The 25,469-nt window shown below is 60.5% G+C and carries 21 protein-coding genes and 5 pseudogenes; 6 read left to right on the top strand and 20 right to left on the bottom strand.

The window, feature by feature from the left end; all coding sequences use genetic code 11:
* Positions 1-65 precede the first annotated feature (65 nt).
* The 4 genes from JCM15831_RS18025 to JCM15831_RS18030 all read right to left on the bottom strand — a co-directional run bounded on the left by JCM15831_RS18025 (position 66) and on the right by JCM15831_RS18030 (position 3,323).
* Positions 66-1,292 carry a S10 family peptidase gene (locus JCM15831_RS18025; protein WP_232228099.1) on the bottom strand — a complete coding sequence of 409 codons (1,227 nt, stop codon included), beginning with the start codon at positions 1,290-1,292 and terminating at the stop codon, positions 66-68.
* Between the two features lie 2 nt (positions 1,293-1,294).
* Entirely contained in the window at positions 1,295-1,729 is a 435-nt protein-coding gene (locus JCM15831_RS24145) for a hypothetical protein (RefSeq protein WP_232228100.1), read from the bottom strand.
* Positions 1,730-1,854: 125 nt separating this feature from the next.
* Positions 1,855-2,424, bottom strand: a complete 570-nt coding sequence (locus tag JCM15831_RS20255; RefSeq protein ID WP_051528435.1) for a methyl-accepting chemotaxis protein — start codon at positions 2,422-2,424, stop codon at positions 1,855-1,857.
* The gene (locus tag JCM15831_RS18030; protein WP_198024293.1) at positions 2,346-3,323 is read right to left on the bottom strand and encodes a protoglobin domain-containing protein; all 978 of its coding nucleotides are present in this window, start codon (positions 3,321-3,323) and stop codon (positions 2,346-2,348) included. Before JCM15831_RS18030 ends, JCM15831_RS20255 begins: the two co-directional genes overlap by 79 nt.
* A 393-nt stretch (positions 3,324-3,716) precedes the next feature.
* Between JCM15831_RS18030 and JCM15831_RS09585 the strand changes: the two genes are divergently transcribed.
* Positions 3,717-6,167, top strand: coding sequence for a DEAD/DEAH box helicase (locus JCM15831_RS09585; protein ID WP_025824104.1), 2,451 nt, complete (start codon positions 3,717-3,719; stop codon positions 6,165-6,167).
* A 619-nt stretch (positions 6,168-6,786) separates the two neighbouring features.
* On the opposite strand, the pseudogene dld reads toward JCM15831_RS09585, so the two are convergent.
* From dld to JCM15831_RS09630, 10 genes and pseudogenes are all read right to left on the bottom strand, one after another.
* A pseudogene (dld, locus tag JCM15831_RS18035) lies at positions 6,787-8,528 on the bottom strand (D-lactate dehydrogenase).
* A 112-nt stretch (positions 8,529-8,640) separates the two neighbouring features.
* Positions 8,641-9,961, bottom strand: a pseudogene (serS, locus tag JCM15831_RS18040) (serine--tRNA ligase).
* Between the two features lie 21 nt (positions 9,962-9,982).
* A pseudogene (gene tatC, locus JCM15831_RS18045) lies at positions 9,983-10,761 on the bottom strand (twin-arginine translocase subunit TatC).
* A gap of 11 nt (positions 10,762-10,772) precedes the next feature.
* The gene (tatB, locus tag JCM15831_RS09605) at positions 10,773-11,369 is read right to left on the bottom strand and encodes a Sec-independent protein translocase protein TatB (protein WP_025824105.1); all 597 of its coding nucleotides are present in this window, start codon (positions 11,367-11,369) and stop codon (positions 10,773-10,775) included.
* Positions 11,370-11,407: 38 nt separating this feature from the next.
* Positions 11,408-11,981, bottom strand: a pseudogene (gene scpB / locus JCM15831_RS18050) (SMC-Scp complex subunit ScpB).
* On the bottom strand, positions 11,981-12,754 hold the full coding sequence (locus tag JCM15831_RS09615; RefSeq protein ID WP_025824106.1) for a segregation and condensation protein A: 774 nt from the start codon (positions 12,752-12,754) through the stop codon (positions 11,981-11,983). Before JCM15831_RS09615 ends, scpB begins: the two are co-directional and overlap by 1 nt.
* A 19-nt stretch (positions 12,755-12,773) precedes the next feature.
* Positions 12,774-13,130 carry an SPOR domain-containing protein gene (locus JCM15831_RS22705; RefSeq protein ID WP_232228101.1) on the bottom strand — a complete coding sequence of 119 codons (357 nt, stop codon included), beginning with the start codon at positions 13,128-13,130 and terminating at the stop codon, positions 12,774-12,776.
* The gene (locus tag JCM15831_RS18055; RefSeq protein WP_051528438.1) at positions 13,091-13,834 is read right to left on the bottom strand and encodes a hypothetical protein; all 744 of its coding nucleotides are present in this window, start codon (positions 13,832-13,834) and stop codon (positions 13,091-13,093) included. Before JCM15831_RS18055 ends, JCM15831_RS22705 begins: the two co-directional genes overlap by 40 nt.
* A complete protein-coding gene (gene argS, locus JCM15831_RS09625) occupies positions 13,831-15,636 on the bottom strand; it encodes an arginine--tRNA ligase (protein ID WP_025824107.1) in 1,806 nt (601 codons plus the stop codon). Before argS ends, JCM15831_RS18055 begins: the two co-directional genes overlap by 4 nt.
* A 41-nt stretch (positions 15,637-15,677) precedes the next feature.
* Positions 15,678-16,847, bottom strand: coding sequence for a deoxyguanosinetriphosphate triphosphohydrolase (locus JCM15831_RS09630; RefSeq protein WP_025824108.1), 1,170 nt, complete (start codon positions 16,845-16,847; stop codon positions 15,678-15,680).
* Between the two features lie 58 nt (positions 16,848-16,905).
* On the opposite strand from JCM15831_RS09630, the gene erpA reads away from it, so the two are divergent.
* Positions 16,906-17,277, top strand: a complete 372-nt coding sequence (gene erpA / locus JCM15831_RS09635) for an iron-sulfur cluster insertion protein ErpA (RefSeq protein WP_025824109.1) — start codon at positions 16,906-16,908, stop codon at positions 17,275-17,277.
* A gap of 10 nt (positions 17,278-17,287) precedes the next feature.
* Positions 17,288-18,055, top strand: coding sequence for an exodeoxyribonuclease III (gene xth, locus JCM15831_RS09640; protein ID WP_025824110.1), 768 nt, complete (start codon positions 17,288-17,290; stop codon positions 18,053-18,055).
* A gap of 200 nt (positions 18,056-18,255) precedes the next feature.
* On the opposite strand, the gene JCM15831_RS09645 is transcribed toward xth, so the two are convergent.
* From JCM15831_RS09645 to JCM15831_RS09665, 6 genes are all read right to left on the bottom strand, one after another.
* Positions 18,256-19,044 carry an EipB family protein gene (locus tag JCM15831_RS09645; protein WP_025824111.1) on the bottom strand — a complete coding sequence of 263 codons (789 nt, stop codon included), beginning with the start codon at positions 19,042-19,044 and terminating at the stop codon, positions 18,256-18,258.
* A 19-nt stretch (positions 19,045-19,063) separates the two neighbouring features.
* Entirely contained in the window at positions 19,064-20,860 is a 1,797-nt protein-coding gene (gene aspS, locus JCM15831_RS09650) for an aspartate--tRNA ligase (RefSeq protein ID WP_025824112.1), read from the bottom strand.
* A gap of 83 nt (positions 20,861-20,943) precedes the next feature.
* Entirely contained in the window at positions 20,944-22,284 is a 1,341-nt protein-coding gene (locus JCM15831_RS18060) for an FAD-dependent oxidoreductase (RefSeq protein ID WP_084490642.1), read from the bottom strand.
* Positions 22,206-22,463, bottom strand: coding sequence for a Rieske 2Fe-2S domain-containing protein (locus JCM15831_RS20265; protein WP_051528440.1), 258 nt, complete (start codon positions 22,461-22,463; stop codon positions 22,206-22,208). The genes JCM15831_RS18060 and JCM15831_RS20265 overlap by 79 nt, the downstream gene beginning before the upstream one ends.
* A 127-nt stretch (positions 22,464-22,590) precedes the next feature.
* Positions 22,591-23,376 (bottom strand): 5'/3'-nucleotidase SurE, encoded by a 786-nt coding sequence (surE, locus tag JCM15831_RS09660; RefSeq protein WP_025824113.1) that lies wholly within the window; start codon positions 23,374-23,376, stop codon positions 22,591-22,593.
* 125 nt (positions 23,377-23,501) lie between these two features.
* Positions 23,502-24,254, bottom strand: a complete 753-nt coding sequence (locus tag JCM15831_RS09665) for a DUF2076 domain-containing protein (RefSeq protein ID WP_025824114.1) — start codon at positions 24,252-24,254, stop codon at positions 23,502-23,504.
* A 252-nt stretch (positions 24,255-24,506) separates the two neighbouring features.
* Here JCM15831_RS09665 and JCM15831_RS22710 point away from each other — a divergent pair, with 252 nt between their 5' ends.
* From JCM15831_RS22710 to JCM15831_RS22720, 3 genes and pseudogenes are all read left to right on the top strand, one after another.
* Positions 24,507-24,881 (top strand): LysR family transcriptional regulator, encoded by a 375-nt coding sequence (locus JCM15831_RS22710; RefSeq protein ID WP_232228102.1) that lies wholly within the window; start codon positions 24,507-24,509, stop codon positions 24,879-24,881.
* Positions 24,882-24,954: 73 nt separating this feature from the next.
* Positions 24,955-25,032, top strand: a pseudogene (locus tag JCM15831_RS22715) (hypothetical protein); the annotation flags it as partial.
* Positions 25,033-25,130: 98 nt separating this feature from the next.
* Positions 25,131-25,376 (top strand): type 2 periplasmic-binding domain-containing protein, encoded by a 246-nt coding sequence (locus tag JCM15831_RS22720; RefSeq protein ID WP_232228103.1) that lies wholly within the window; start codon positions 25,131-25,133, stop codon positions 25,374-25,376.
* Positions 25,377-25,469 lie beyond the last annotated feature (93 nt).

Genomic DNA, 25,469 nt, shown 5'->3' on the forward strand with positions numbered 1-25,469 from the left:
GGTCTGACACCGCCCAAAGTGGCGAAATTTCTAAAGCATCCTTTCGCCCTTTGAAAACCCCACAGTCACGCCTGTTTTAAATTATTACGACGATTTTGGATGCGTCCTTGCAATAAACTGCGAAACGTTATCGTGCATTTCATGCAGCGCAGGCAGATGCGCGTAGACCATATGGCCCGACGCATATTGCTTGATCTCGATATTTTTCGCGAGCGCACGCGGGATCGGTAGATGACGCATTTCATACACACCCTCGAAATAGGGCGTCCCGAGGTCGTAAAAGCCTGGTTCAACATCACCTGCAGCGCCGGGTTTGCCTTCATCGCAGCTGCCAGATCGGGCAGCACGTTGGGTTCACCGCGCGCCTGACCGCGTTGGCCCGGCTGCTTATGCGTGAAGCTCCATTTTCCGATGCTATGGGCGCTGACGCGGTATTCCATATACCCATCGCCAAAAGACGGGTCGGCGCCGTAATGCAGCGTCGTATGAGCGTAGTCATTGAACGCCGCCACATAGGCGGACTCCATCGCCGCCGATTGCGGATCGTACTCGGGGGTCTGACCTAACGGATCCATGCTCGGGCCAGAGAACCGGCTGTCGAGACGGCCCGTATCGATGCCCTGATCGCCGAGCAGGGTCTTGGCAAACTCACCCCCATTGACGCGCAGATTGGCCTTGATGATGTAGTCGACCGGCAGACCCGTATAGTGATGGAGCTTCTCTGCGGTCGCCTTCAGCTTTTCGTCGCTGATCCCCGTCCCGTCCTGCAGTGCCGAAGCGTACTCGGTGAGCGCAAAATGTTCGACCTCGGTCAGGAACGCTTTCAGATCACCGGGCTGATTGGGGAGTTTGTGGTGATACCATGCCGTCGCGGCAAAGCTTGGCAGACCGAGCACATAAGGCTGATCGTTGCTCGGATTGCTCTGCGCCCGATCGATGGAATTGCCGTAATTCAGGATCTGCGAGAGCAGAATGACGCCATTGAGGTCGATGCCCTTATCTTCACGCAGGGCATTCGCAATGATCGCCGAGCGCGTTGTGCCGTAGCTCTCCCCGAAAAGATATTTGGGCGAATTGAAGCGCCCGTGGCGCGACAGGAACTGCGCGATGAAATCGGTAAAGGCGGCCGCATCGGGATCGGTGCCGTAGAAAGCCTTGTCGCGATCCTTGCCGATGACGCGGCCATAGCCGGTGCCGGGTGCATCGATAAAGACGAGATCGGTCGCATCCAGAAGGGAATCGTCGTTATTGACCACCTTGTAAGGCGCCGCCGGTGTGGGCTGGTCATCCACTGTCACAACGCGCTTGGGACCAGTGCGCCCATGTGCAGCCAGACTGTGGATGAGCCCGGACCGCCATTATACACGAAGGTAATCGGACGGTTTCCAGGATGCGCGCCCTTCTTGAAATAGGCGACGTAGAAAACGGACGCGACAGCCTGAGGCGCCTTGGGGTCAGGATTGGCATCATCCCATCCTTCAGGATGGATGATGAGCGTGCCAGATTCCGTCTGATAGGGAATCGCCTGCCCGCGTATCGTCACGCTCCCGTCGCTCAGCACATGCTGTGGCTTCATCAGAAAAGCCGGGCCCTGCACACCGCCGGGGCCGCCATCGGGACCGGGCGGAGGTGGCGGCGGTCCCATATGCGGTTCCGCAAGGGCTGTGCCCGCAAGAAGGGTCGTCAGACCGAGTAGGACAGTCAGTTTCGGGGCTTGCTTGAACCGCACCGCGGGCTCCTTCAGATCGTTTCGTTTTCGTATAGGAGAACGAAACGCGCGCTCGGACAAGCCCGCCAACTCATCACCGCCCCCCTTGCGACACCGAGGCAGGAGCACGCTGTTCTTATTGATGCCTACATGTTGAACTCGGAAACGAGCTGCGTCAGGGAATCCGATGTTTCCACCAGTTTCCTCGCCGAGGAGGCGCTCTCTTCTGCGGCTGAGGCATTTTTCTGGGTGGTCAGCTCCAGCTCTCCCATGGCGTTGCTCAGTTCGGTGATGCTGACCGACTGACCGTGGGTGGACGTGGCGATACTCGCCACGGTGTTATTAATCTCATGAATCTGGGTCACGATGCGGCGCAACGCCGCGCCCGCATCATTCACGTGAACGGATCCAGATTTAACATTGCTCCCCGACAGCCCGATCAATGACGAGATTTCCGTCGCCGCATCGGCCGAACGCTGCGCCAGCGCTCTGACCTCATTCGCGACGACAGCAAAGCCGCGCCCGACATCTCCGGCTCGAGCCGCCTCGACGCCCGCATTAAGCGCCAGAATATTGGTCTGGACCGAAATCTCATTGATGATCGAGATGATCCCGGCAATTTCAGCAGAGGAAGTCTCTATTCGCGACATGGCATCGACCGCGTCCTGCACGACCTTGCCCGCCTGCTCGGCATCCGTACGCACCATATCGGCCATATGATTTGCTTTCTGCGTCTCATCGGCTGTCTTACCGACGCCTGAGTGATCTGAAGCAGCGCGGCTGACATTTCCTCCTGGGTTGCGGCCTGCTGCTCGCTCCGCTGCGAAAGATATTCAGCGCTTTGTCTGATCCCTTCGGCATTCAGGGCGACATCGCTGGCATTCGACGAGATCTTCTGAAGGCTTTGCTCCAGCTTCTCGGCAGTTCTGTTGAAGTGCTGCCTGAGGGCATCCAGCCTGTCCGGGATCCTGTCCTTGTCGATACGGCAGACAAGATCACCATTGGCGAGCGCCGTCAGAGCCTTGCCGAGAACATCGATCACATAGCGATCCTCCTCGGCCCTGCGCTCCTGCTCCGCCTGCAACTCCAGCCGCTTCTGCTCGATTTTGTCCAGATAGCAGGACACTGTCAGGTCGATCTCGATCAGCACAGCCTTGGACAGGGCACTGACTGAATCGGCCACCTGGCCCGCCTGACGCCCCGTGATGCGCGATAGCAGACCACCCCGTTTCAAACCGTCATCGATCACGGCCCGCAGGAGATGATCGAGGATAACCCCATATCCACCGATATAGAGGCTGGGCTCCAGTCCAATCCGGGCGTGGGCTGCACCGATCCCCTGCACTTTTCTAACGTAATCCGGGCCGAAATCAGCCGCTGCGATGCGCTGCCAATGGGCTTGCTGTGCTCGATGGGCTTGAGAGATATGGCTTTCGGAGGAGAAAAATGCCCGGGCCTGCGGCGTTCTGCGAATCTGAGTGTAGAGTTTCTCGAGAGATTTCGGCAGATCCTGATCGATCAGTGCCTGGATGGATCGAAGAGAACGAAAATCGCTCTCGTTCATGCCCATGAAATCCTGACGAGCTTTAATGTCAGGCAGTTCCTGTTCGCTCATTTCGACTCTTTCTCGATCTACAATCGCGGCTGTCATTGCTTGTTTTTTTGCCCAACGCGTGGCTGACCGCGTTGCCGATCACCATCTAACGATCGGAATGATTTGCAAAAAATTAACGGTGGGCATTTCGGGAGAAAAAGACACGCGCGCCTCCATTATCGGCAGCGCCAATCCTTGCGTCTTGCGAGGTAAATACTTACGGGATCGATGCGGATTCTAGGACTAATGCAGTCCCGATTTGGAGCATTACCCTTTGGAGCCTACAGGTCGCAAAGTAACGCGACGGGCGCCACTTCGCCCTCCGGGTCGAACGGAACACAATCCCGGAGCGAAACATCGACTTCAGCAAGTCTGACGTTGCAGCAAGCCGCGCCATAACGCACAAACGGAGTCATGGATTCTGCACACTCCCCCGCCGATCACGCTCTCGCTTTGGCCGTCGAGGATACGGGCCTTTCTCCAACGCCGAAGGAGGAGCCGCGCCTTCTCAAACTGATCGCGCGCAGCCTGACGCCCGGTGCCGAACGGATCCTGCCTTCAGAGTATGAGCGTCTGCTCTGCGATGTCCGACGCAAGGACTGGGCCGCACAGCTGATGAATGCCACCCGTCGCGCGGGTGAACTCTGGATCGGCAAGCCCGATATTCTCGATGCCGTCAGCCGCGTCCATGATCCGCGAGCCGACATGACGCTGCTGCGCAGCACACTCGACGATACTCTTGCTACGCGCTTGCGCGAGATGGGCCACACACCGCGAGATGTGCTCGAAGCCGTTCAGGCCGATCTGAGCGATGCGGGAACCTTCCTTTCGGGCGGACAAATCGACCGTCTGGCTCAGGTCGTGGCCTCTGCCTTCGGTGTCGAAGATACCGGGTTCGAAGCCGAGCTGATCGCCAGCGAGAAAGCCCGACGAGAGGAAGAAGAGCGGATCGAGGCCCGTGCCGAGGCCCGTCGCAAGCGTGAAAACGAGCGTCTCAAGGCGTGGGAAGAAAGCCTCGTCGAGTTCGATCAGGTGCCCGCTATCCTGCATTGTACGCCCCGTGAGGCCCTGCGCTGGATTGCTGAGAATCGCCTGCCCGTTACACGGCGTACGCCTCAGCCTGACGGCACCGAAAAATTCGAGTTCGATCCTGAAATTCTGAAGCGTCTTCGCTCGCAACTTGCCGAGTGGCGCGGAGGAGAACGCGGCACACCGGCGCTCGCGGGGCGGAAAGTCGGCAACGCCGTCATTGCCCGTGTTGCAGCCCTTGATCGTTACGTGGCGCATTTTCGCACCGCGCGCTCACTCAAGCGACGCATCACGCTCGTCACCGGTCCGACCAATTCGGGAAAATCCTATACTGCGCTCAATGCGCTGGCCAATGCCGAGAGCGGACTGGCTCTGGCGCCCCTGCGTCTTCTGGCCCACGAATTTCGGGAATCCCTCCTGTCTCGCGGTGTCCCCGCCTCGCTCGCAACGGGTGAAGAGCGCATCGAATTCCCCGGTGCACGCCATCTGGCCGCAACGGTGGAAATGTGTCCGTTCAACAACCCGGTCGATGTTGCCCTGATCGACGAAGCGCAGATGCTGATGGACCCCGATCGGGGCGCTGCCTGGACAGCCGCGATCATGGGCGTTCCTGCACGACATCTTTATATCCTTGGCGCACCTGACTGCATTCCGCTCATCAGACGCATCGCAGAGCTTTGCGACGATCCGCTCGATGAAATCACTCTGGAACGCAAATCGCCCCTGCGTGCGGCAAGCGCCCCGCTCAGGCTCCGCGATCTGGAGGCCGGTGACGCGCTGATCGCCTTCTCACGGCGTGAAGTGCTGGATCTGCGCGCCGAGCTGCTCACGCTCGGCAAGAGAGTGGCCGTCGTCTATGGCGCGCTCAGCCCGGAAGTCCGCCGTGCAGAAGCCGCACGCTTCAATAATGGCGAGGCTGAAATTCTGGTGGCCACCGATGCCATCGGCATGGGCCTGAATCTCTCGATCAAGCGGGTGGTCTTCAGCGCGCTGCGTAAATATGACGGCAAGCAGACACGCGATCTGACTGCGCAGGAAATCAAGCAGATTGGCGGGCGCGCCGGGCGCTATGGCCATCATGAGAACGGCATCGTTGCCGTTCTGGGTGAAGCCGGGACGCCTGCCCATATCCGCAAGATGCTGATCGCCCCACCCGAGCCAATCACGGAGTTGCGTCCGCTCGTCCAGCCTGACGCAGACATTGTTCGAGCCGTGGCCGAGGAAATCGAGACGGATAGTCTCTACGGCGTTCTGGTGCGCATCAAACGCGCCGTTCTGCGTGCGGATGACCCGAATTACCGCCTTGCGGACATGGATCAGGCTTTCGAAATCGCCTCCGCGCTTGAAGGTGTCGAAGGACTGAGCCTGATCCAGCGCTGGGTCTACGCCATGTGTCCGATCGACGAGCGCGATAATGGCATTACGCGCCTGGTCGGCTGGGCCAGCGATCACGCTGCGGGCCGGCGCGTCCCGCCGCCCGGCACAGGTCGTCTCGTGCAGCCCTCCCAGGCTGGGCGCGAAGAACTGGAGCGCGCAGAAAAGAGGCATAAGCGCCTCGTCGCCTGGCGCTGGCTCGCCCTGCGCTTTGCCGACGCCTACACGGATAAGCAGGCCGCAGAAGACAACACGACAGCGCTCAATGACTGGATCGAAGCCGTCCTGCGCCAGCAGAGCCGTGAACGTGAACACCAGAAGCGGGGCGCTCCGGGCCAGAGGCCCGGCGGCAAGCGTCCCTTCGGCAAGCCTCCGGCCCCTCGCGACGCACGCCCAACCGCAGCCGGACGAGGACCCAAAGACAAGAAAAGCGGCAAGAAACAGGGACGAGGACGCGGCTAAGACTGCGTCACCTCAGCCGCACCAGACTCCACGCTGGAATAAGATAGCGCTCCCGGCTCCTCACAGAGGGCCGGAAGCCGATCTCCCGTTCCTCCGTGCTGTCGCGACCGACATGCGACCGGCGGTCGCCCCATAGCTCCCTCACAGAGTGATCGAAGGCTGCCTGCCCACCGCGCGACTCGCTTTAACGAGACTTCTCGGTCCCGGCTTTGCCCTCAAAAGCCTTATGCCGCCTTGAGATTGCGATCACTCGAGTCGAAGCGATAAATTTTTTCTCGGAATCGACGCAGAAAGTTCTTCCATTCGTCATAAAAACCGCGCTAGCGTTTCTTTGCGGCAACCGAAGTTGCTTCAAATAATTCTTCGAAAATCACTTCGAAGAGTGAAGTAAAATACGGCCAACGCGAAATAGTGCGCATCCCGCGCCATGTGAAGAAGGAATACAGATATGTCGTCTGGTTTTTCCGTAAGCACATTATCGCCGAAAACTATGACCTCGGTCCGGGTTTTCTTCGCACACGCCAAGTATAACGGGGTGGGTCCGCCTTAAACCGGATCTGCGGCTCTCGGCCTCCCTCATCGGTTAGGGAGCTCGAGGCGCCACCCTTTTCTCCAAAGACTAATTCTGCTCTCGGATACTCTCTGCTTTCCAATTTCTTAGCTTTGTCGACCTTCCAATACCGGGATTGAGACAGTTGCACGGATCAAGATCCCGGTAGTGGTCCAGTATTTTGGATCCAGCCTCGTAGAGATGACCCAAATTATGTTCAGCTGGGTAACGAGCGCCTCGTTTATCGAGCAATCTCAGCATCTCGTGCTCCACCGCCTCGGCTGACTCACCGGGCTTGAGAACATAATCCTGATGCAGGACATGGCACAGAAAATGCCCGTAATAGAGCGCGTGCTCGACACGTTGACCGAGTGCGTCCGGAAGCGCTTCAAACCAGTCACGATCGTTACGACGTAGTGCGATATCGAGGGCAACGATCTCCCTCTTTTTTCCGTTCTGCACGTTTCGAAGACGCAATGCAGCGCCCGCTGCAGCGAAACGATGAAGGAAGGCAAGCTTCCCTTCCTCTTCCGTGCAGGCGAACCAGTCCCCCTCACCGCCTGCCCCTGAAGCAAATATCTGATGAAGATGCTCGCTGATGCTTCCCGCAAAGCGGCGTGACACGCGAAGCATCAAATGATGCTCGAAGCGTACCTCGAAATCACGCATGCGATGCGGCACCTGCACGGGCAGTAAACGCCCCAGGCGCTGCATGACTTTATCGGTCAGATGCGAAGGGAGCCAGGAAAAGCCGGAAAAGAAGTCATCGAGCCACGCCTTGGCCGCAAAAAGCCGGGGGATGTTCCGCGTTCCCGCGTGCCGGATCAATGCAACTGTGTCGCGTCCATAGGCTTCGGCAATGCGGAAAGCATCCCGATGCATATATTCTCCTGCGATGGGGAGTTCGTGATAGGCGGTCAGAAGATGGCGCCGCAAATCCTCCAGCACCGCCGTGCTATTGGTGCCCACATAAAAGACGCGACTGCCTTTTCCGCCGGAAAGCTGTCGACACGCACGGCGAAAACCACAAGCTTGCCCGCGCAGCCCGACGCGTCGTACCAGCGCGATGGATCCTGATTGAAACGGGCGGGTGTGTCAGCCGTGACATCACGCACATGGTCGACATACCGATCATCATGCCCCTTGGCATCGGGCCATTCGATCTCTTCGGCACTGAAGGCCCCACTCTCGAGACGCGCCAGCGCCTTGATCGGGTCCGGATCGAGCTTGATCCCCAGACGATTGACGAGCTCGAGTCGTCCTTCTTCCGTCACACGCCCGAAGAGCGCCATCTCGGTATAGGCCGGGCCGCGCTGGACGAGCGCGCCTCCCGAATTATTGCTGATCCCGCCCAGTACCGATGCCCCGATGCAGGAGGAGCCAATCACCGAGTGAGGCTCGCGTCCGTGACGCGCCAGGGTTGTCTCCAGCTTGTGCAGGGTCGTGCCCGGCAGGCAGATCACCTGCTCGCCACCGCAGAGCAGATGCATCCCACGCAAACGGCGCGTATTGATCAGGATAATCGGGCGATCATAGGTATCGCCGTCAGGGGTCGAGCCTCCCGTCAGACCTGTATTCGCCGCCTGCACGATCATGATCTGATTGGCCGCCACGCATGTCTCGGCAACACGCCAGAGCTCCACCAGCGTGCGAGGCCGCACGACAGCGCGCACCTTGCCTGAACCGAAGCGATACCCTTTGGTGTAAGGCGCCGTGGCGTGAGGGGCGACCAGAACATGAGGTGTTCCGACAATCTGACGCAGCAGCACCAACACGCGGTCTGCACGGGATGTCGGTTCAGTCAGATGCATGGTCGTCTTCCTTAACTCTGCAATACCTTCGCAAAGGCAGGGCGCTTCGATATCTTCGGGGGCGGACGGAGAGCGGCACCCTTCCAATCAGGTGCCATCCTCCCACAAACCATCACGACAGCCCCGATGATCTGTACGCCGGGGATGTGCAATCCGTCCTCAACCCAGTCGGGATCAGCCGATCCGGGTCGAGCCCCCCATATAGCTGAAGCACCGCAGGGATTTCGATGGCGCCCTCGGCCGTCTGGCCATTTTCGAGCACGGCGATCAGCGTACGGCCAACCGCGAGCCCGGACCCATTCAGCGTATGCACAAAGGCCGGACCGTTTTCGGCGCGGTAACGCGCATTCATCCGGCGTGCCTGAAAATCGCGGGTATTGGAGCAGGACGAGATTTCACGCCAGGCTTTCTGACCCGGCAGCCAGCCTTCGAGGTCGAAGGTCTTGACCGCGCCAAAGCCCGTATCACCGGCGCAAAGCAGCATACGACGGTAGGGAATATTGAGGCGCTCAAGAATGCTCTCGGCGCAGCGTGTCATGCGCTCGTGCTCATCGGCACTGGCCTCTGGCGTCGTAACCGAGACGAGTTCGACCTTGCTGAACTGATGCTGACGCAACATGCCGCGCACATCGCGCCCCGCAGACCCCGCCTCGGATCGGAAGCAGCTGGAGAGCGCCGTCATCCTTATGGGCAGCGCTTGGCATCGAGGATATCTCCTGCCACGCTGGCCGTCAGAGGCACTTCTGCCGTCGGGATCAGCCAGCGGCCATCCGTGGTCTGAAACGAATCTTCTGCAAATTTCGGTAGTTTGTCCGTGCCATACATTGCCGCGTCATTGACGAGCAGCGGCACAATCGTCTCGCTGTAACCGAATTCCTGCGTATGCACATCGAGCATGAATTGCCCCAGCGCGCGCTCCAGACGGGCCAACGCACCGCGCAACACCGTGAAACGGGCTCCGGAAAGCTTTGCCGCCGTCGGGAAATCCATCAGCCCGAGCTGCTCGCCCAGCTCGAAATGCTGCTTGGGCTCGAAATCGAATTCCGGCAGATCACCCCATTGATGCACCACCTGATTGGCGGCCTCATCGCGCCTTCGGGCACGCTGGCATCCAGCCGGTTGGGCAGACTGGCCAACACAGCTGAAATGGCGCCATCAATCTCGTTGGCCTTCGTCTCGAGCCCTGCGATTTCATCACGCAGCTCGACCGCTTTTTGCTCCAGCGCACTCGTATCCGCCCCGGTCCGCTTACCCTGCCCGATCTCTTTTGCCAGAGTCTTTCGCTGGGCCTGCTGTTCCTGAAGGGCGGCCAGAGCGGCGCGACGCTCTTCGTCGCGACGTACCAGATCATCAGCCACGGGCGACAGGCCACGGCGCGCCAAAGCTGCATCAAAAGCTGCCGGGTCGGCGCGAAGAGCGCGCAAATCATGCATGTCAGTCAGTTCCCATGTCGATCAGTCGAGTGTCGCCGGACGGGGCTCGGCAAACCGAGCCGTGACGATCGAAATTTCATACAGAAAGATCAAAGGCACTGCGAGAGCCACCTGAGTAATCATATCAGGCGGAGCCAGAATAGCGGCGACCACGAACGCCCCCACAATGGCATAGCGACGGAATTTCTTAAGGCCCGCCGAAGTCAGAATACCCACGCGCGCCAGAAGCGTCAGAACGACCGGAAGCTCGAACGCGACACCGAAAGCCAGAATCAGCTTCATGACGAGAGAGAGATAATCCGAAACCTTGGCCTGCAGCTCGATATGCATGCCATGCGATCCTGCCGGAGCCGTCTGAAACGACAGAAAGAAACGCCAGGCAATCGGAAAGACGAAATAGTAAGCCAGCGTCGCCCCCACCAGAAACAGCACAGGCGTTGCGATCAGAAAGGGCAGGAAAGCCCGCTTTTCATTGCGGTACAGCCCCGGTGCGATGAAGATCCACGCCTGAATCGCGATGATCGGAAAGGACAGGAAGGCCGCTCCAAAGAAAGCGACGCGGACATAGGTGAAGAACGCCTCTGACAACGCCGTATAGATCAGATGCGGCTGCTCGCCCTGCTGACGCATGACCTTGGCCAAAGGCTCGGCCAGAAACAGGTAGATCTGTTCGGAGAATGATAGCAGAGCAGAAAGGCGATGATAAACGCCGCCCCGGCCCAGATCAGCCGCTTGCGCAACTCGACCAGATGCTCAAGGAGCGGCATCGCCTTGTCGTCGATTGAATTTTGATTGGTCATGGCGCGATCGGTCAGACTGTCTGATGAAGGGTTACGGCTGCAGGCGGCAGAGTCGACGGAGCCTGTGACGGCACGCCATCAAGCGCAACACGACGCCCGTTATGGATGACACGCAGAGGCGGGATGACCGACGGCGCCTGCCACAGCTTTTTCTCGTGCCGCAGACGTTTGGCCGTTGCAGGCGGCAATATGGCAGGAGCCTGCACCGTGTCCTCTTCCTGCGTCTGGGTCTCGGTCGTTGTCACACCGGGCCCGGTCAGGGGAAGGACAGAGGGCGATCCGACATAAGGAGCCGTGCTGGGCGAAGACAGGGAGGGCGGTGGGGTGAAATCGAGGCTCTTGCTGATGGTCTGGTCAGCATCGAGCGTGCGCGCAATCCGGTCACGAAAATCGAAACGCTTGAGATCGCGCAGATGATCACGGGCTTCCCCCAGATCGGCTTCGCGCACCATCTCATCCACGTGCCCCTGGAATTCGGACGCCATGCGGCGCACCGCCTTGATCCCCCGGCTGACGGCGCGAATGGCCGTCGGCATATCCTTGGGGCCGATGAAAACCAGCGCAACGACAACGATCAGCGCTATTTCCGACCAGCTAAAATCGAACATCTTCCCCACTCATCCCAAAAGCGCGATCCAAACTCGCCCTATCTTATGCCTTGCTGGGTAACGACGCGACCCTCCTGCCCCGACGCATCCGGGTCAAGCAGAAGCTCCTCACGTCGCGGCAACGCACCGAGGTCACTCAACCCGAAACTGCTGAGAAAATGCGCCGAAGTACCCCATAAAATGGGCCTTCCCGGTACTTCCTTGCGCCCTTTCGGCATAATGAGTCCATCCTCGATCAGCGTATCGAGGACGGTCTGGCTCAGCGAAACGCCGCGTATGCCCTCGACATCGGCCCGTGTGCAGCTGATGATAGGCGATGATCGCCAGCGTTTCCATTGCGGAACGGCTGAGGCGGCGCGGTTTCTCGATAATGCGCGTCAGGGCAGGAGCAAGCTCGGGACGCGTGCGGAACTGCCAGCCTTTCGCCACAGCCACCAGCTCGACAGCATGATCTTCATAGCGCGCCATGACGGTCTGCAGCACGGGACCGAGCTGCGTCTCTTCGGCCCCTTGCGCGACCAGAAACTGCCTGAGCGCGCCCTCGGAGACCGGCTCGGCACTGGCGAAGATCAGCCCCTCCACCAGACGGGACAGGGTTATCAGCGCGTCCATTACTCTTCTTCCCGTTGGGGTGCCCGGAGCATGATTTCCGAAAAGACACCGTCCTGCTTCAATTCAACCTGACCGCTCTTGGCCATTTCCAGACCTGCAACCAATGCGCTTGCCAAAGCAGCAGCCCTGGCTCTGGGGGCGGCAAGATCCTGCGTCGGGAGCAAAGCCGTCAGTTTTTGCCAGCCCGCTACCTCGCTCGCATTCAACAGACGCTGCAAGGCAGAAACCGCCTCGGTCACAGTCCAGTAGCGCGGGCGGGGCGGAGCATAAAAGCGCTTGCGTCCCCGGCGCCGCGTCATGGCCAGATAAGCCCCGATCAACGAGACCATATCCACGCGCAGGCCAGACCGATCGATCCGTGTCATGTCCTCCCCAGATCCGCGGGCAAAGACATGTTCACCCAGACGCGGGCGGTCATCGATCCACAAGGCCAGACTGCGGATGACCTCCAGCTCCTGCAGGCGCCCCTGCAGCAATCCGGCGGCTTCTTCCGCTTCGCCATCAGGCTCGTTTTCAACTGGGAGGAGGAGACGCGACTTAAGCCAGGTAAGCCACGCCGCCATGACCAGCCAGTCCGCCGCGAGTTCGAGGCGGATCTCACGCGCGTCTTCAACGAAGGAGAGATACTGCTCGACCAGCTGCAAAATGGAAATCTGCGCCAGATCGACCTTCTGCGCTCTGGCAAGATCCAGAAGCAGATCGAGCGGCCCCTCAAACCCCGTCAGAGAGAGATGGGGCGCGGAGTCCTGCTCCGCATCCGCCCGGCTCACCATAGCCCCTCACCCATTCCGATCAGAAAACCGCCGGAGTGCAGGCGATGGAGCGTGCATGCAGCCGCACACAGAAAGCGCGTGCCGCCTGAGACGTCTCGAACCCGCCAAGGCGCAGACGATAGAACACATGCCCGTTGATGGTCTTCTGCTCGATCGTCGGTTCGCGATCCGAGAGCAGATCGCTCGCCTGCTTTGACAGCTTGGACCATGTCGCCTTCGCGTCGGCATCGCTCCCAAGAGCCGCAAGCTGCACCATAAATTGCCCGGCGCTCGCGTTTTTCGCAGCGGGAGCCGGCTCTGGCGCTGGAGCGGCCACCGGTTTTTGCGGAACCGGCGTCACGACAGGCGGCTTTTCCGGCGCGGCCTTCGCAGGCACGGCCGGAGACTGCACAGCGCTCTGATCGCTATGAGCCGTGTCACCAGCGGGCGCAGCCGGTGCCGAAGGCTGAGAATCGCTCGCCACCGAACTCTCCGATGGGACGGTACTCCCGGCACCATCCGTCTTTGCAGCTGCGGCCGGTGCCGGTGCCTCGGGGGCTGATCTGGCAGCCAGCGCTTCAGGCGCGGCTGTTCGGGTTCAGGAGCGAGATGCGCCTCCCCCTTGCCCGTCACATCGAGATCGGCACCACCGGACATGATCTGCATCCCACCCGGATCGGCGGGGCGATCACGCACGGGCCCCGGCGGCGGACCAATGACCGGAATGCCGCCAGAGTGACCACCCAGAAGCGACCAGCCCCCAACGCCCACGACCAGCAACGCACCCAGCCCCGCAGCGCCATAGACGAGCCTGCGTGTCATGACGTCAGAACCCAGCACCGCTGACAGCCCGCCCCCGGCGGATCGGCGACGAAACACAGGTTCGTCGTCGTAATCGGCGCTCAAACGTTCGCGTGCAGAAGAAGACCGGGCTCCTTCACGAGAGGCCGACACTGAGTCGGACCCGTAAGACGGCGGTCGTGTATCGGTAAAGCGCGGATCGCTAGAGCGTCGCTCGCCGCCCCCTGTGGAGCGGGGACGATCGTAACCATCCCCCTCTCCTGTCTTCTCATCGCGCCAGTCAGGCTTTTCGTCGTTCATCGCATCTCCTCAACCGGCTCGACACCGAGAATGGCCAGACCGCAGCGCAGGACGCTCGCAACGGACGCAACAAGAGCAAGCTTGGCAAGACTTGCCGCCTGATCCTGCTCATGCAGGAAGCGCAATGTCGTGTCCTCGCGCCCCTTGTTCCACAGGGCATGGAACTCGGCTGCCAGCTCACCGCAATAATAAGCAATGCGATGCGGCTCGCGCGTCTGAGCCGCGCCCTCGACCACACGCGGGAAGGTGGAGAGGCGGCGCAGCACGGCAAGCTCGACGTCAGAGTCGAGACGCGCCAGATCAGCTCCGAGGAGCGACGCATCACTGGTGACGTCGGCTCCGAACATCGTTTCCGCGCTTCTCATGACTGAGCGGCAGCGCGCATGGGCATATTGAACATAGAACACCGGATTATCGCGTGTCTGCGCAACGACCGCATCCAGATCGAAATCCATCTGCGCGTCGGCCTTGCGCGTCAGCATGGTGAACCGCACGGCGTCACGCCCGACTTCCTCGAGAAGATCGCGCAAAGTCACGAAGGTACCGGCGCGCTTGGACATACGCACAGGCTCGCCGCCCTTCATGATGCGCACGATCTGGCACATCACGACCTCGAAGCCCGTCTCGCCTTCGGTCAAGGCGCTGACAGCAGCCCGCATACGCGAGACATAGCCACCATGATCGGCACCGAGCACGTCGATCAGCTCATCGGCAGCCTGTGCCTTCTGCGCGTGATACCCGATATCATTGGCAAAATAGGTGTTGCTGCCATCGGATTTACGCAAAGCGCGATCGACATCGTCCCCGAACTGGGTTGAGCGGAACAACGTCTGGGGGCGTGGCTCCCAATCTTCCGGCGTCTTGCCTTTGGGGGGCTCGAGCACGCCTTCGTAAAGCAGTCCCTTGGTATCGAGGGCGTTGATCGCGTCATCGACGCGTCCACTGGCAAGGGTCTCGGCTTCCGAGGAAAACACGTCGTGATGGATGCCTAGCAGGCCGAGATCGGTACGGATCTCTTCCATCATCACCTTGAGCGTGGCCGCGCGGACAATCTCGAACCAGACAGACGGATCGGCTGCCTGCCCCGAAGAATCGGCGAGGCTCTTGCCATGCTCTTCTGCCAGCGACTGTCCGATCGGGATCAGATACTCACCCTGATATTGCAGGCCGGTCGGCGTAAGCGCGGAGTAGGTCTCCACATCGACCTGCGTGCCGATCGCCTGAAGATAGCGCCAATACGCCGCCCAGGTCAGCGCGATGACCTGCGCCCCGGCATCGTTGATATAATATTCCTTGGTGATGACATGCCCGGTCTTGGCCAGAAGATTGGCAAGCGCATCGCCAACGACAGCGCCGCGGCAATGACCGACATGCATCGGGCCGGTCGGATTGGCCGAGACATATTCCACATTCACGCGCTTGCCAGCACCCAGACGCGACTCACCAAAACGTGCTCCTGCCTCAATCACCGAACGGGCAACCGATTGCAGCACGTCAGGGCTCAGGGTCAGATTCACAAAGCCCGGCCCTGCGGCTTCAGCCTTTGCAACACCCGGCAAGGCGCAGAGCAGCGGCACAAGATCGGCGGCGATATCGGCAGGGCGGCGACGGGCGAATTTCGATGCCAGCAGCGCAGCATTGGTCGCCATGTCTCCATGCGCCGCATCGCGGGCCGGTGTCAGCTCGACACGCGCGGCAATGTCGTCTGGCAGATCGGCCACGACAGAACGCAGCGCCTCACGCACCTGTCCCTGATACCGGGCGAAAAGACAATCTGTGGTGGGCGCTTGTGTGTCTGACATGAAAGGCCTTGCGTTCCTGACGTGAGTTCTTGCTGCCTGTATCAACCCAGCATGGAGAGTTCCGTCAACCGTCGATGTTCATCCATCGCAAAACGATCGGTCATTCCAGCGATGTAATCGGCCACAACGCGACGGCGACCGAACGCGTCTGCCGCCTTCGCATGCTCGCGCCACCCATCGGGCAACAGGCTCGGATCTTCGGCCAGGATCTCAAAAACCTCTGTCGTCGCCAAGCGCGCCTTGCGCGTCATGCGGTTCACCTTCCAGTGACGATACATGCGCGCATACAGAAATTTGCGAATTTCCTTGTTTTCATGCGCGATGGTTTCGCTGAACGCCACTACCGGGAACGGCGCATTGCGGATGTCATCCGATGTCTGCGGTTTGAGGGCCGCAATATTAGCCCGTGTCTGCTGGGTCAGATCTGTCGCAAGCACATTAATGACCTGACGGATCGTCTCATGGCGAATGCGGCGCTCGCGCTCATAACGGTCATCCGCCCGGGCCCCCGCCAAAGCACGTTCGAGCGCTGGCCCGACAATCGGCAGACCGGCGACATCGTCCATCGCCAGAAGCCCGGCGCGCAGGCCGTCTTCCAGATCGTGGCCGTGATAAGCAATATCGTCCGAAAGCGCTGCAACCTGTGCTTCCGCCGAAGCATAGCTGGAAAGGTCGAGATGATGCCGGGCGTCGTACTCGGTGAGATAGGGCGTCGGGCGCTTGACCGGCCCGTTATGTTTGGCAAGCCCTTCCAGCGTCTCCCAGGTAAGGTTGAGCCCGTCAAAGGCGTGATAGCGCCCTTCCAGATGCGTTACGAGGCGAAGGGACTGCGTGTTGTGGTCAAACCCGCCCCAGTCTTTCATGCAGAGCTTGAGAGCATCCTCACCCGCATGACCGAAAGGCGTGTGACCGAGATCATGCGCCAGCGCCAGGGCTTCGGTCAGATCTTCGTCCAGCTGCAGCTGTCGGGCAATAGACCGGGCAATCTGCGCGACCTCAAGCGAGTGCGTGAGGCGCGTGCGAAAAAAATCGCCCTCATGATTGATGAAAACCTGCGTCTTATATTGCAGGGTTCGAAACCCCGCCGAGTGGATGACACGGTCCCGATCACGCTGCCATGCCGAGCGCGTTGGCGCGTCATCCTCGGCATAGAGACGGCCTCGCGCGGTCTCTCGACGCACGGCATAGGGGGCGACATCCTGGCTGATCATACGCTTTCTCCACATCGCACGCTTTGAGAGCGCGAGTGGGCGCATTATATGGGAAAAAATGAGCCAGACCACGCCCCCCTCCGCAGCGCCCGTTTCGGGCCGCTTTTCGGTCTCCCCCGGTGCCGCAGCGCGGATCACGGAGATCATCTCGCAGCAGCCGGACCCGACGGGGCTTGCCTTGCGTGTGGCGGTTCTCGCCGGGGGATGTAACGGTTTTCAATATCAGTTCAAACTCGATACCGACCGTGCTGCGGATGATGTGGTGATCGAGCAGGACGGTGCCACCGTGCTTGTCGATCCGGTCAGCCTCGATCTGCTCGATGGCGCGCAGCTCGACTTTATCGACAAGCTGATGGGCGCGCATTTTGCGGTCACCAATCCCAATGCCGCCTCGTCCTGCGGTTGCGGCACCAGCTTTTCGCTCGCGTGATCCGGCCAGTATGAGCTTCACTTTCGCGAGCTGGAACGTCAATTCCATCCGTCAGCGCGAGCGCCATGTCCTGGACTGGCTCGACCGCGTCAAACCCGATCTGCTCTGCCTTCAGGAACTGAAATGCGAAACGCATCTCTTTCCGGCCAGCTTTGCAGAGGCAGGATATCATCCGGTCGTTGTCGGGCAAAAAGCCTATAATGGCGTGGCCATGCTCTCGCGAGAGCCTGCGGAAGTGACGCATCTAAGCCTGCCCGGCTTCGAGAACGATGCCTCACGCTATGTCGAGATACGTCTTGCTGGCATGGTGATCGGCAATCTTTATCTGCCGAATGGCAATTCGGGCGGCACGGCCGGGTTCGACACCAAGCTGCAGTTCCTCGATGCGCTTGCAGCGCGCGGCAAGGCGCTTCTGGATGCGGAAGAAGATTTCCTGTTTACCGGTGACTTCAATGTCTGCCCCACAGACGAGGATTACGCTCCCGGCGCCCTGAGCCCGGATGACGCCCTGCTTCGCCCCGAAAGCCGCGCCGGATGGCATCGCCTGCTTTGGTTGGGCCTGACCGATGCGCTACGCGCAGTTTCACCCACCGGGCGGCACTACACATTCTACGACTATCAGAATGCCGCGTTTCAGCGGAACTCAGGGCTCCGCATCGACCACGCGCTGCTCTCTCCCCGCCTGACCGAACGCCTCGTTTCCGTCACACCGGATCGGGACGAGCGTGCGAAAGAACAACCTTCCGACCATGTCCCGCTCATCGTCACGCTGAGCTGAAAAGCTCTCAGTGCCGCAGTCTTCGTGGAGCGTGATTGCAATCGCCTCGGCGGCGAGGCAGGCAGGAATCCTGCTCCGGCGCGACGTCGCCAGTGGTGAGCCGCATGGAAAACTGTAGCGAATGAGTCGCGCTCTGATGCGGGCAGGTTCTTTGTCCCGTGTCAGGCGTAGCCACGCTCCATCCTAGTAGCTGAGAAGCCTCAGTGACATGGTGACCGCGGCAAGTCCTTGAGCGACGCGAGCGTGCCGGAAAGAACGTAATCGCCGAAGTCGATCAGAAGATGATCTTCCACGCCGTTGCTCCATAGCACATCGCTATAAGCTGAGTCGGGCAGCAAAGCGCTGGCACCCGCGCCGAAGCTCGCAATCGAGATTGGCACAGCCTGGTGTCCTTGCAGAAGCGGGCTCGCCAGGCTGGCGTCTCGCGTCGCAAAGACACCGAGCGTGATATAGGTCGGAATACTTCCTGCTTCGGAGCTGCCATCGAAAAGATCGAGGGCAAGATGCAGGGATTTTTTATGCGCAGCAGTCAGCAGAGCCTGAGTCTGCTGGAGCGGGAACAGGGTTCGAGCAGGCAAGGTGATACGCCTGACTTGAGGCTTGGTGTAGCGCACAACGATCTCGCCATGACGCTGGCGTGTGGCCTCACCCGCCGTTTCGCCCGTCACCTGCCCGTCCTGGCTCTGGATCGTATGGAAAACGAGCTTGTGGGCGTCTTTGTCTTCGAGCGTTGCTGCCTGATAGCTGATCGAACTCGAGCTACCATCCCCATTGACGACCTCGATATCGAGCTTCTGACTGGCAGACCAGACCGAGCAGAGGTCGCGTAGCTGATAGGTCGCAGACCCGCTCGCCCCGGCCAGCGCTCCCGCCTTCAGACGGGAAAGCGCCAGATCGTAGACGGCCTTATGCGGTTGCAGGGCCTCCGCCCGCGCCGAAAGCGGTAGAGCGAAAAGCCCTGCAAGACACCCGAATAAGAGCCGTTTCACGCGTAATCGCCTTTCCGGCTCAGTCCTTCTGGACGGTGGCCTTCGGCTTGGGCGGCAGAACAGCCAGAGAAAGCTCCTTGAGACGGGCGGGCTCGACCGGTGCCGGTGCTTCCATCATCAGGTCTTCACCGCTCTGATTGAGCGGGAAGAGGATGACTTCGCGGATATTCGGCTCATCTGCGAGCAGCATCACGATACGATCGACACCCGGTGCCGAACCCCCATGCGGCGGAGCGCCATAGCGGAAGGCGTTGAGCATGCCACCGAAGCGGGCCTCAACCACATCCTCGCCATAACCGGCAATCGCAAAGGCACGGATCATGACTTCTGGCAGATGGTTACGGATCGCGCCCGATGACAGTTCGATGCCGTTACAGACGATATCGTACTGATACGCCTTGATGGTCAGCGGATCCTGCGAATTCAGTGCCTCAAGCCCGCCCTGCGGCATGGAGAACGGATTATGCGAGAAATCGACCTGACCCGTTTCTTCATTCCGCTCGAACATCGGGAAGTCCACAATCCAGCAGAAGCGGAAAGCGTCCTGCTCGATCAGATCGAGTTCCTGCGCGATGCGCGTGCGCACCTGACCCGAGAACTTGGCAACAGCATCGCCCTCGCCTGCGGCAAAGAAGACGGCATCGCCAGCCTTGAGGCCGCACGCCTCACGGATTGCCTCGACACGATCGGCTTCAAGATTTTTGGCAATCGGTCCCTTTCCGCCATCTTCCTCGAAGATGATGTAGCCAAGCCCGCCTGCACCGGCGTCACGCGCCCAGCTATTGAGCTTGTCGAAGAAGCCGCGCGGACGCGTGCCTGCACCCGGTGCCGGAATAGCGCGCACTTCACCGCCATTGGCCGCAATGCGGGCGAAAAGACCAAAACCGGACTCTGCAAAAGCTTCGGTAACCGTGCTGATCAGAAGCGGGTTACGCAGATCGGGCTTGTCCGACCCATAAAGGCGCATGGCCTCATCATAAGGAATGCGGCGGAACGGTGCCGTATCGACCTTACGACCCTTGCCGAACTCGGCGAACAGACCGCTCAGCACATCTTCAAGCACCGCGAAGACGTCTTCCTGCGTTGCGAAGGCCATTTCGAAATCGAGCTGGTAGAACTCACCGGGGCTACGATCGGCGCGTGAGGCCTCGTCGCGGAAGCAGGGAGCGATCTGGAAGTAACGGTCGAACCCCGCCACCATCGCCAGCTGCTTGAACTGCTGCGGCGCCTGCGGAAGGGCATAGAACTTGCCGGGATGCAGTCGTGCAGGAACCAGAAAGTCGCGTGCGCCTTCAGGTGACGACGCCGTCAGGATCGGTGTCTGGAATTCGGTAAAGCCGTGACCGATCATGCGGCTGCGCATGCTGGCGATCACCGCCGAACGCAGACGGATATTGGCCGTCATCTTCTCCCGACGCAGGTCGAGATAACGATATTTGAGGCGAAGATCCTCGGGGTAGTTCTCGCTGCCTGCAACCTGGAAAGGCAGCACCGCAGCATGCGACCGCACCTCGATCTCGCGTGCGCGGAGCTCGATCGCGCCGGTCGGGAGATGCGGGTTACGCTGCCCTTCCTCACGCGCGACGACCTCGCCCGTGACGGTGATCACGCTCTCGACACGCAGGCGCTCGACGGTGTCGAGCAGCTCAGTGCCCGAGGGAATGACAATCTGCGTCATGCCTGTCTGATCGCGCAGATCGATAAACAGAAGTCCGCCATGATCGCGCTTGCTGTGGACCCAACCGGACAGACGCACGGTCTGACCGGCGTCACTCTCGCGCAGGGCGCTACAGCTGTGCGTGCGATAAAGGTGCATGGGCGTCTTCCTGATTCGTATCATCCGGGGGTGCGGGGGCTGCCCGCGAATGACGCGCAGGAAGCCGCTCCGCCCCCGCTCTGTCAAGCATCGTCGAAGGTTACAGCGGCCTCGCACATCTCTTTTGGTCGCCCGGCGGCTGCGATCCCCACGATTTTACCGTCTTCGGCAAGATATCGGGCAGTGAAATCGAAACGCTTGGGGTCACCATCAATGTTGACCTGCGCAAATTTGCGAGGCCAGCCGAGATGCTCGATCTTGCGATCATATTGCTGGGTCCAGAACCACGGTGTCGACAAGGTGCCCGGCGTCAGACCGAGCATGGCACGAGCAGCGATGCAGGCTTGGCTTTGCGCCGTGCGCCAGTGCTCGATGCGATAGCGCTCACCATCGTGCAGAACGCTCGCAATATCCCCCGCAGCATAGATCTGCGGTGCAACCCGCATGGCGTCATCGACCTCGACCCCGCCATTTTCGCTCACCAGATGCCCGGGCAGGTAATCGACAACAGGCTGCGCGCCGATACCGATCAGAACAAGGTCTGCCTTGATCTCGCTTCCATCATCGAGCGTAACGGATTCGACGCGCTCGGCGCCCTTGATGGCCTTGGCGCTGCAAAACGGGACAAAGGCCACGCCCTTGCTCTCATGCAGGCTGCGCATCTCAACACCGACATCGCGCCCGAGCTGGGCCTGAAACGGCAGCTCGCTCTTGGACAGAACGGTCACGCCAGCCCCCCGCTTGCGCAGGGCCGCAGCCGCTTCCATGCCGATGAACCCGGCACCGATCACGACCACGCTCGTATTTTCCGAGACTGTCGCAATGATGGCCCTTGCATCTTCAGCACTCCGCAAAGTGTGCACCCCTGACAGTTCCACACCCGGAATATCGATGCTTCTGGCGCCGGCCCCGGTCGCGAGGAGCACATGATCCGGGTTCAGCTCAGAGCCGCTCTCGAGCGTCAGCTTACGGGTTTCCACATCCAGTTTGACGACGCGATCGATCACGCGCTCGATACGCTGCTCGCGGTACCATGCCTCTGGTCGCAACGCCGGCGGTGTCGCGCCGGGATCGGGATTCCCCAGCGTCATCTTGCTCAGCGCCGTGCGATCATAAGGCAGTTCTTTTTCTGGACCGATCAGAAGAATACGCCCGGCATAGCCCTCCTCACGCAGCGTCACAGCGGCAGCAATCGCGGCTGCCCCTGCCCCGATCAGGGCCACAGTCTGATCTGCCTGTTTGGGCTCTGGCGCGTCGCGCTTGATCGCGACCTTGCCGACCAGAACGCGCCCGTCATGAATCTCCACCGGATAACGGGCGAGAGGGTCGAGCGCGGGTGGCTCGATCAGGCGTCCGGTTTCAGCCGAAAAGCTGGCCTTGTGCCAAGGGCAGACCAGCTGCACGTCGCCTGATGCGATTTGCACGCCACGCCCTGCTCCATCGGTGCGCCCTTATGGGGGCATTTACCGTCGAAGGCTCTGACCTCATCGCCGGAGCGATAAAGAACGAGCGCCTTCTCGCCGATGGAAACAGGGGTGATCGCCTCGTTCTCAAGGTCGCTCAGGGCGAACACATCGGTCCAGTCCAGCAGGTCAGCGCTCATGTCACATCCAGTTCGCTCAGAGATTTCGGTAGCGGTGCTGAGTGCAACGTGAGCAAACCGATCCGGTTGAGCCCACGGCTTATTTTAAGCGCGGCCGAGCCTTTGAATGAGCATGGAAGACAGCCCTCTAGCTGCCGCTTCCCACCCCTTCGCTTAGGAGCCATTCCTGAACCGTGCGATTGGTGCGCCCGAAGGAGAGCGGCGTCACGCTGACATGATGGGCGGCAATCGCGGCGGTTTCACTGCCTTGGGCATCCCCTTCATGATCGCGCTTGAGCTGCAACCAGTGATATGGAAGGCGGCGCATGTCGTCGCGCGTCACCACCTCGATGTCACGCAGAAAACCCTGACCCTGAGTGGTCACCTGCAGAGGTTTAGCTTCCTCCGGCGCGCAGGCAGGAAAATTGACGTTGAGGCAGGCCGGCTCGGGCAAAGGCTGACGCGCCAAAGCCGAAATCACGCCAGGGGCCAGCGCACGGGCCGTCTCCCACGGAACCGCGTGCCCGCGGCTGAATGTCTGACTCAGCGCGATGGCAGGCAGACCGAGCAACATCGCTGTCATGGCTGCGCCGACCGTGCCTGAGAACACGGTCTCCACCCCCAGATTGGCCCCTCGATTGATCCCGGAAAGAACAAGACTCGGCGGAGCATCTTGAAGGATACGTCTTAGGGCAATCGCCACGCAGTCCCCCGGTGTGCCGGTGACAGCGAAACGCTTCGGTCCATGCTCATGGATACGCAGCGGGTCATGCAGGCTGAGCGCATGGGAGATACCACTCTGATCCTTGCTGGGTGCCACGACCCAGACATCGTCGCTCAATTGGGATGCGACATCGATCAGCACGGCAAGACCCGGTGCGTCGATTCCATCGTCATTGGTCAGTAACACGCGCTCAAACATGGACCTGCTCATCCCGAACTCCCTCTCCGTCCCCACAACAAGGACCAGTCAAACACAGAAAAACCCGGCACAAAGGCCGGGTTTTCCACAATCGATGTCACAAAGGCGACAGGCAGTCTCGCGTGTCGGGACTGCGATCAGAACGAGTCATCGCCCCAACCGCCACCGCTATCGCCACCACCCCAGCCGCCGGCGTCATAATCCTGCCCGGCATCCTGGCCACCGCCAGCAAACGGGTCGTTGCTGCCGGAGTCACCGTAGTTATTGTTGATGATTGTCTCACCGCCGCCACCAAAACCACCAGCATCCGCGCCGTGATGACCCGAGAACAGGCCCTCAATGGCGTTTGCTGCGAGCATACCGCCAGCGACACCCGTCGCCGTCGTCAGGGCGGAACCGAGGAAGCCAGAACCACGCTGCTGGAACATACCGGCCGAATAACCCGGCGGCATGGAAGCCTGCTGGGCCGGACCATAGCCGTAACCAGGCTGACCGCCCTGCTGGGGCTGACCACCCCAGCCCGGAGGCGGGCCAGCCTGCTGCTGGCGATTGCCGCCGCCACCGAAAAGTCCACCGAACAGGCCACCACCGCCCTGCGGGCGCTGCTGCTGCGCCTGCTGGAGCTGGGACTGAGCCTGCTGCAGCTGGAATTCGAGCTGACGAATGCGGTTCTGCGCTTCGGCAAGAGCCACTTCCTGCACAACGGCCATCTGCGTCACGCGGTAGCGCGCCTCAGGATATTTCTGGAAATTGTCCGCAATCCAGCGATCCGCTTCGGGATCGACGGGCGGCAGATTGGCCGGGGCCTGAGAGCCACCAAACCCGCTATTCGGCGCACCGCCGACGCGGGCAACGAATTGCGAAATAAGATCACGCTCTTGCTGGTTCATGGGGATGACTCTCCATCCGGTCAAAATGGTTACGGCGTACAATGTGGTCGGAGGCCGAAAGAGTTGCAAGAGGGCCATGACGGGAGGCGACACGCCGTTACCTTGCACGGAAAGCTCCCGGCAGGCTCGCGCCGTCCTGCCCCGGTACGCTCGGAATGGCCATGAATGCACACCGAACTCTGCTAGGACCCAGGCTGGCCGGGCAAAGGAAACAGGTCTACAGCCAGTCTCCATGACGGGAGTTCATGGATCATGATCGACATCCAGCCTTTGGCGATATTGCGAGAAATTCATCGCACAGGAAGTGTGACGCAAGCTGCCGAGCAGCTTTGCCTGACACAATCCGCCGTCAGCCATGCCATTCGCCGGTTCGAGACCCGCCATGCGGTCAAGCTGCTCGAGCGTGAGGGAAACAAGCTGCGCTTCACTCTGGCTGGTGAGTATCTTCTCGGGCTCGCACAGCGTGTTCTGCCCCAGCTCGAACATGGCGCCCACGTGCTGGAGGATTATGCGCGCGGGCGACGCGGCTCGATCCGGATCGGGATGGAATGTCACCCCTGTCAGGATTGGCTGATGCAGGTGTCGATCCTTTTCTTGCGGCCTGGCCAGATGTCGATCTCGACGTGACGACGGCCTTTCAGTTCGGCGGGCTGAGCGCCTTTTAGGGCATGAAATCGACATTCTCGTCACGCCGGACCCGATCGAGCGCCCGGAGCTCACCTTCACGCCTGTGTTCGATTATGAGCTCGTTCTCGCCGTTGCCGACACACATCCTCTGGCGCAAAAACATCATGTCGACGCGAAAGATCTCACAACCGAGACCCTGATTACCTACCCGTTTCTCGCGAGCGGCTGGATATCTACACCCGGTTTCTCGTGCCCGCCCATGCCCAACCACAGCGCCACCAGACCGTCGAGACAACCGACCTCATGCTGCGCCTCGTCGCATCCGGACGCGCCGTCAGCGCAACACCGGATTGGCTGCTTCGCAAAGCCAAAGGGGTGAAAGGAGTCAGGATCGGTGAGGGCATTCTCAAATCCATCCATCTTGGGCACCGCGCGGGCATGGCACCGCCCTATCTGGAGGGCTTCATTAACCTGGCCGCCAGCGTCGAGATTTGAGGAAAACAATCGGCGCCGGGCTCACAACGCTCTTTAGGACAACTCCGAGACAACACGCCTCCAAACGCGACAGGAGCGCCCGGAACATTTCAC

Source organism: Asaia astilbis JCM 15831 (assembly GCF_000613845.1).
GTDB classification, from domain to species: Bacteria; Pseudomonadota; Alphaproteobacteria; order Acetobacterales; family Acetobacteraceae; genus Asaia; species Asaia astilbis.

Bases quoted from the DNA above. Each gene is read 5' to 3' on its own strand.
- JCM15831_RS20255 (WP_051528435.1), bottom strand. From the start codon at position 2,424: ATGGCCGATATGGTGCGTACGGATGCCGAGCAGGCGGGCAAGGTCGTG.
- JCM15831_RS18030 (WP_198024293.1), bottom strand. From the start codon at position 3,323: ATGAGCGAACAGGAACTGCCTGACATTAAAGCTCGTCAGGATTTCATG.
- JCM15831_RS09585 (WP_025824104.1), top strand. From the start codon at position 3,717: ATGGATTCTGCACACTCCCCCGCCGATCACGCTCTCGCTTTGGCCGTC.
- tatB (WP_025824105.1), bottom strand. From the start codon at position 11,369: ATGTTCGATTTTAGCTGGTCGGAAATAGCGCTGATCGTTGTCGTTGCG.
- JCM15831_RS09615 (WP_025824106.1), bottom strand. From the start codon at position 12,754: ATGGTGAGCCGGGCGGATGCGGAGCAGGACTCCGCGCCCCATCTCTCT.
- JCM15831_RS18055 (WP_051528438.1), bottom strand. From the start codon at position 13,834: ATGAACGACGAAAAGCCTGACTGGCGCGATGAGAAGACAGGAGAGGGG.
- argS (WP_025824107.1), bottom strand. From the start codon at position 15,636: ATGTCAGACACACAAGCGCCCACCACAGATTGTCTTTTCGCCCGGTAT.
- JCM15831_RS09630 (WP_025824108.1), bottom strand. From the start codon at position 16,847: ATGATCAGCCAGGATGTCGCCCCCTATGCCGTGCGTCGAGAGACCGCG.
- erpA (WP_025824109.1), top strand. From the start codon at position 16,906: ATGAGCCAGACCACGCCCCCCTCCGCAGCGCCCGTTTCGGGCCGCTTT.
- xth (WP_025824110.1), top strand. From the start codon at position 17,288: ATGAGCTTCACTTTCGCGAGCTGGAACGTCAATTCCATCCGTCAGCGC.
- aspS (WP_025824112.1), bottom strand. From the start codon at position 20,860: ATGCACCTTTATCGCACGCACAGCTGTAGCGCCCTGCGCGAGAGTGAC.
- JCM15831_RS20265 (WP_051528440.1), bottom strand. From the start codon at position 22,463: ATGAGCGCTGACCTGCTGGACTGGACCGATGTGTTCGCCCTGAGCGAC.
- surE (WP_025824113.1), bottom strand. From the start codon at position 23,376: ATGAGCAGGTCCATGTTTGAGCGCGTGTTACTGACCAATGACGATGGA.
- JCM15831_RS09665 (WP_025824114.1), bottom strand. From the start codon at position 24,254: ATGAACCAGCAAGAGCGTGATCTTATTTCGCAATTCGTTGCCCGCGTC.
- JCM15831_RS22710 (WP_232228102.1), top strand. From the start codon at position 24,507: ATGATCGACATCCAGCCTTTGGCGATATTGCGAGAAATTCATCGCACA.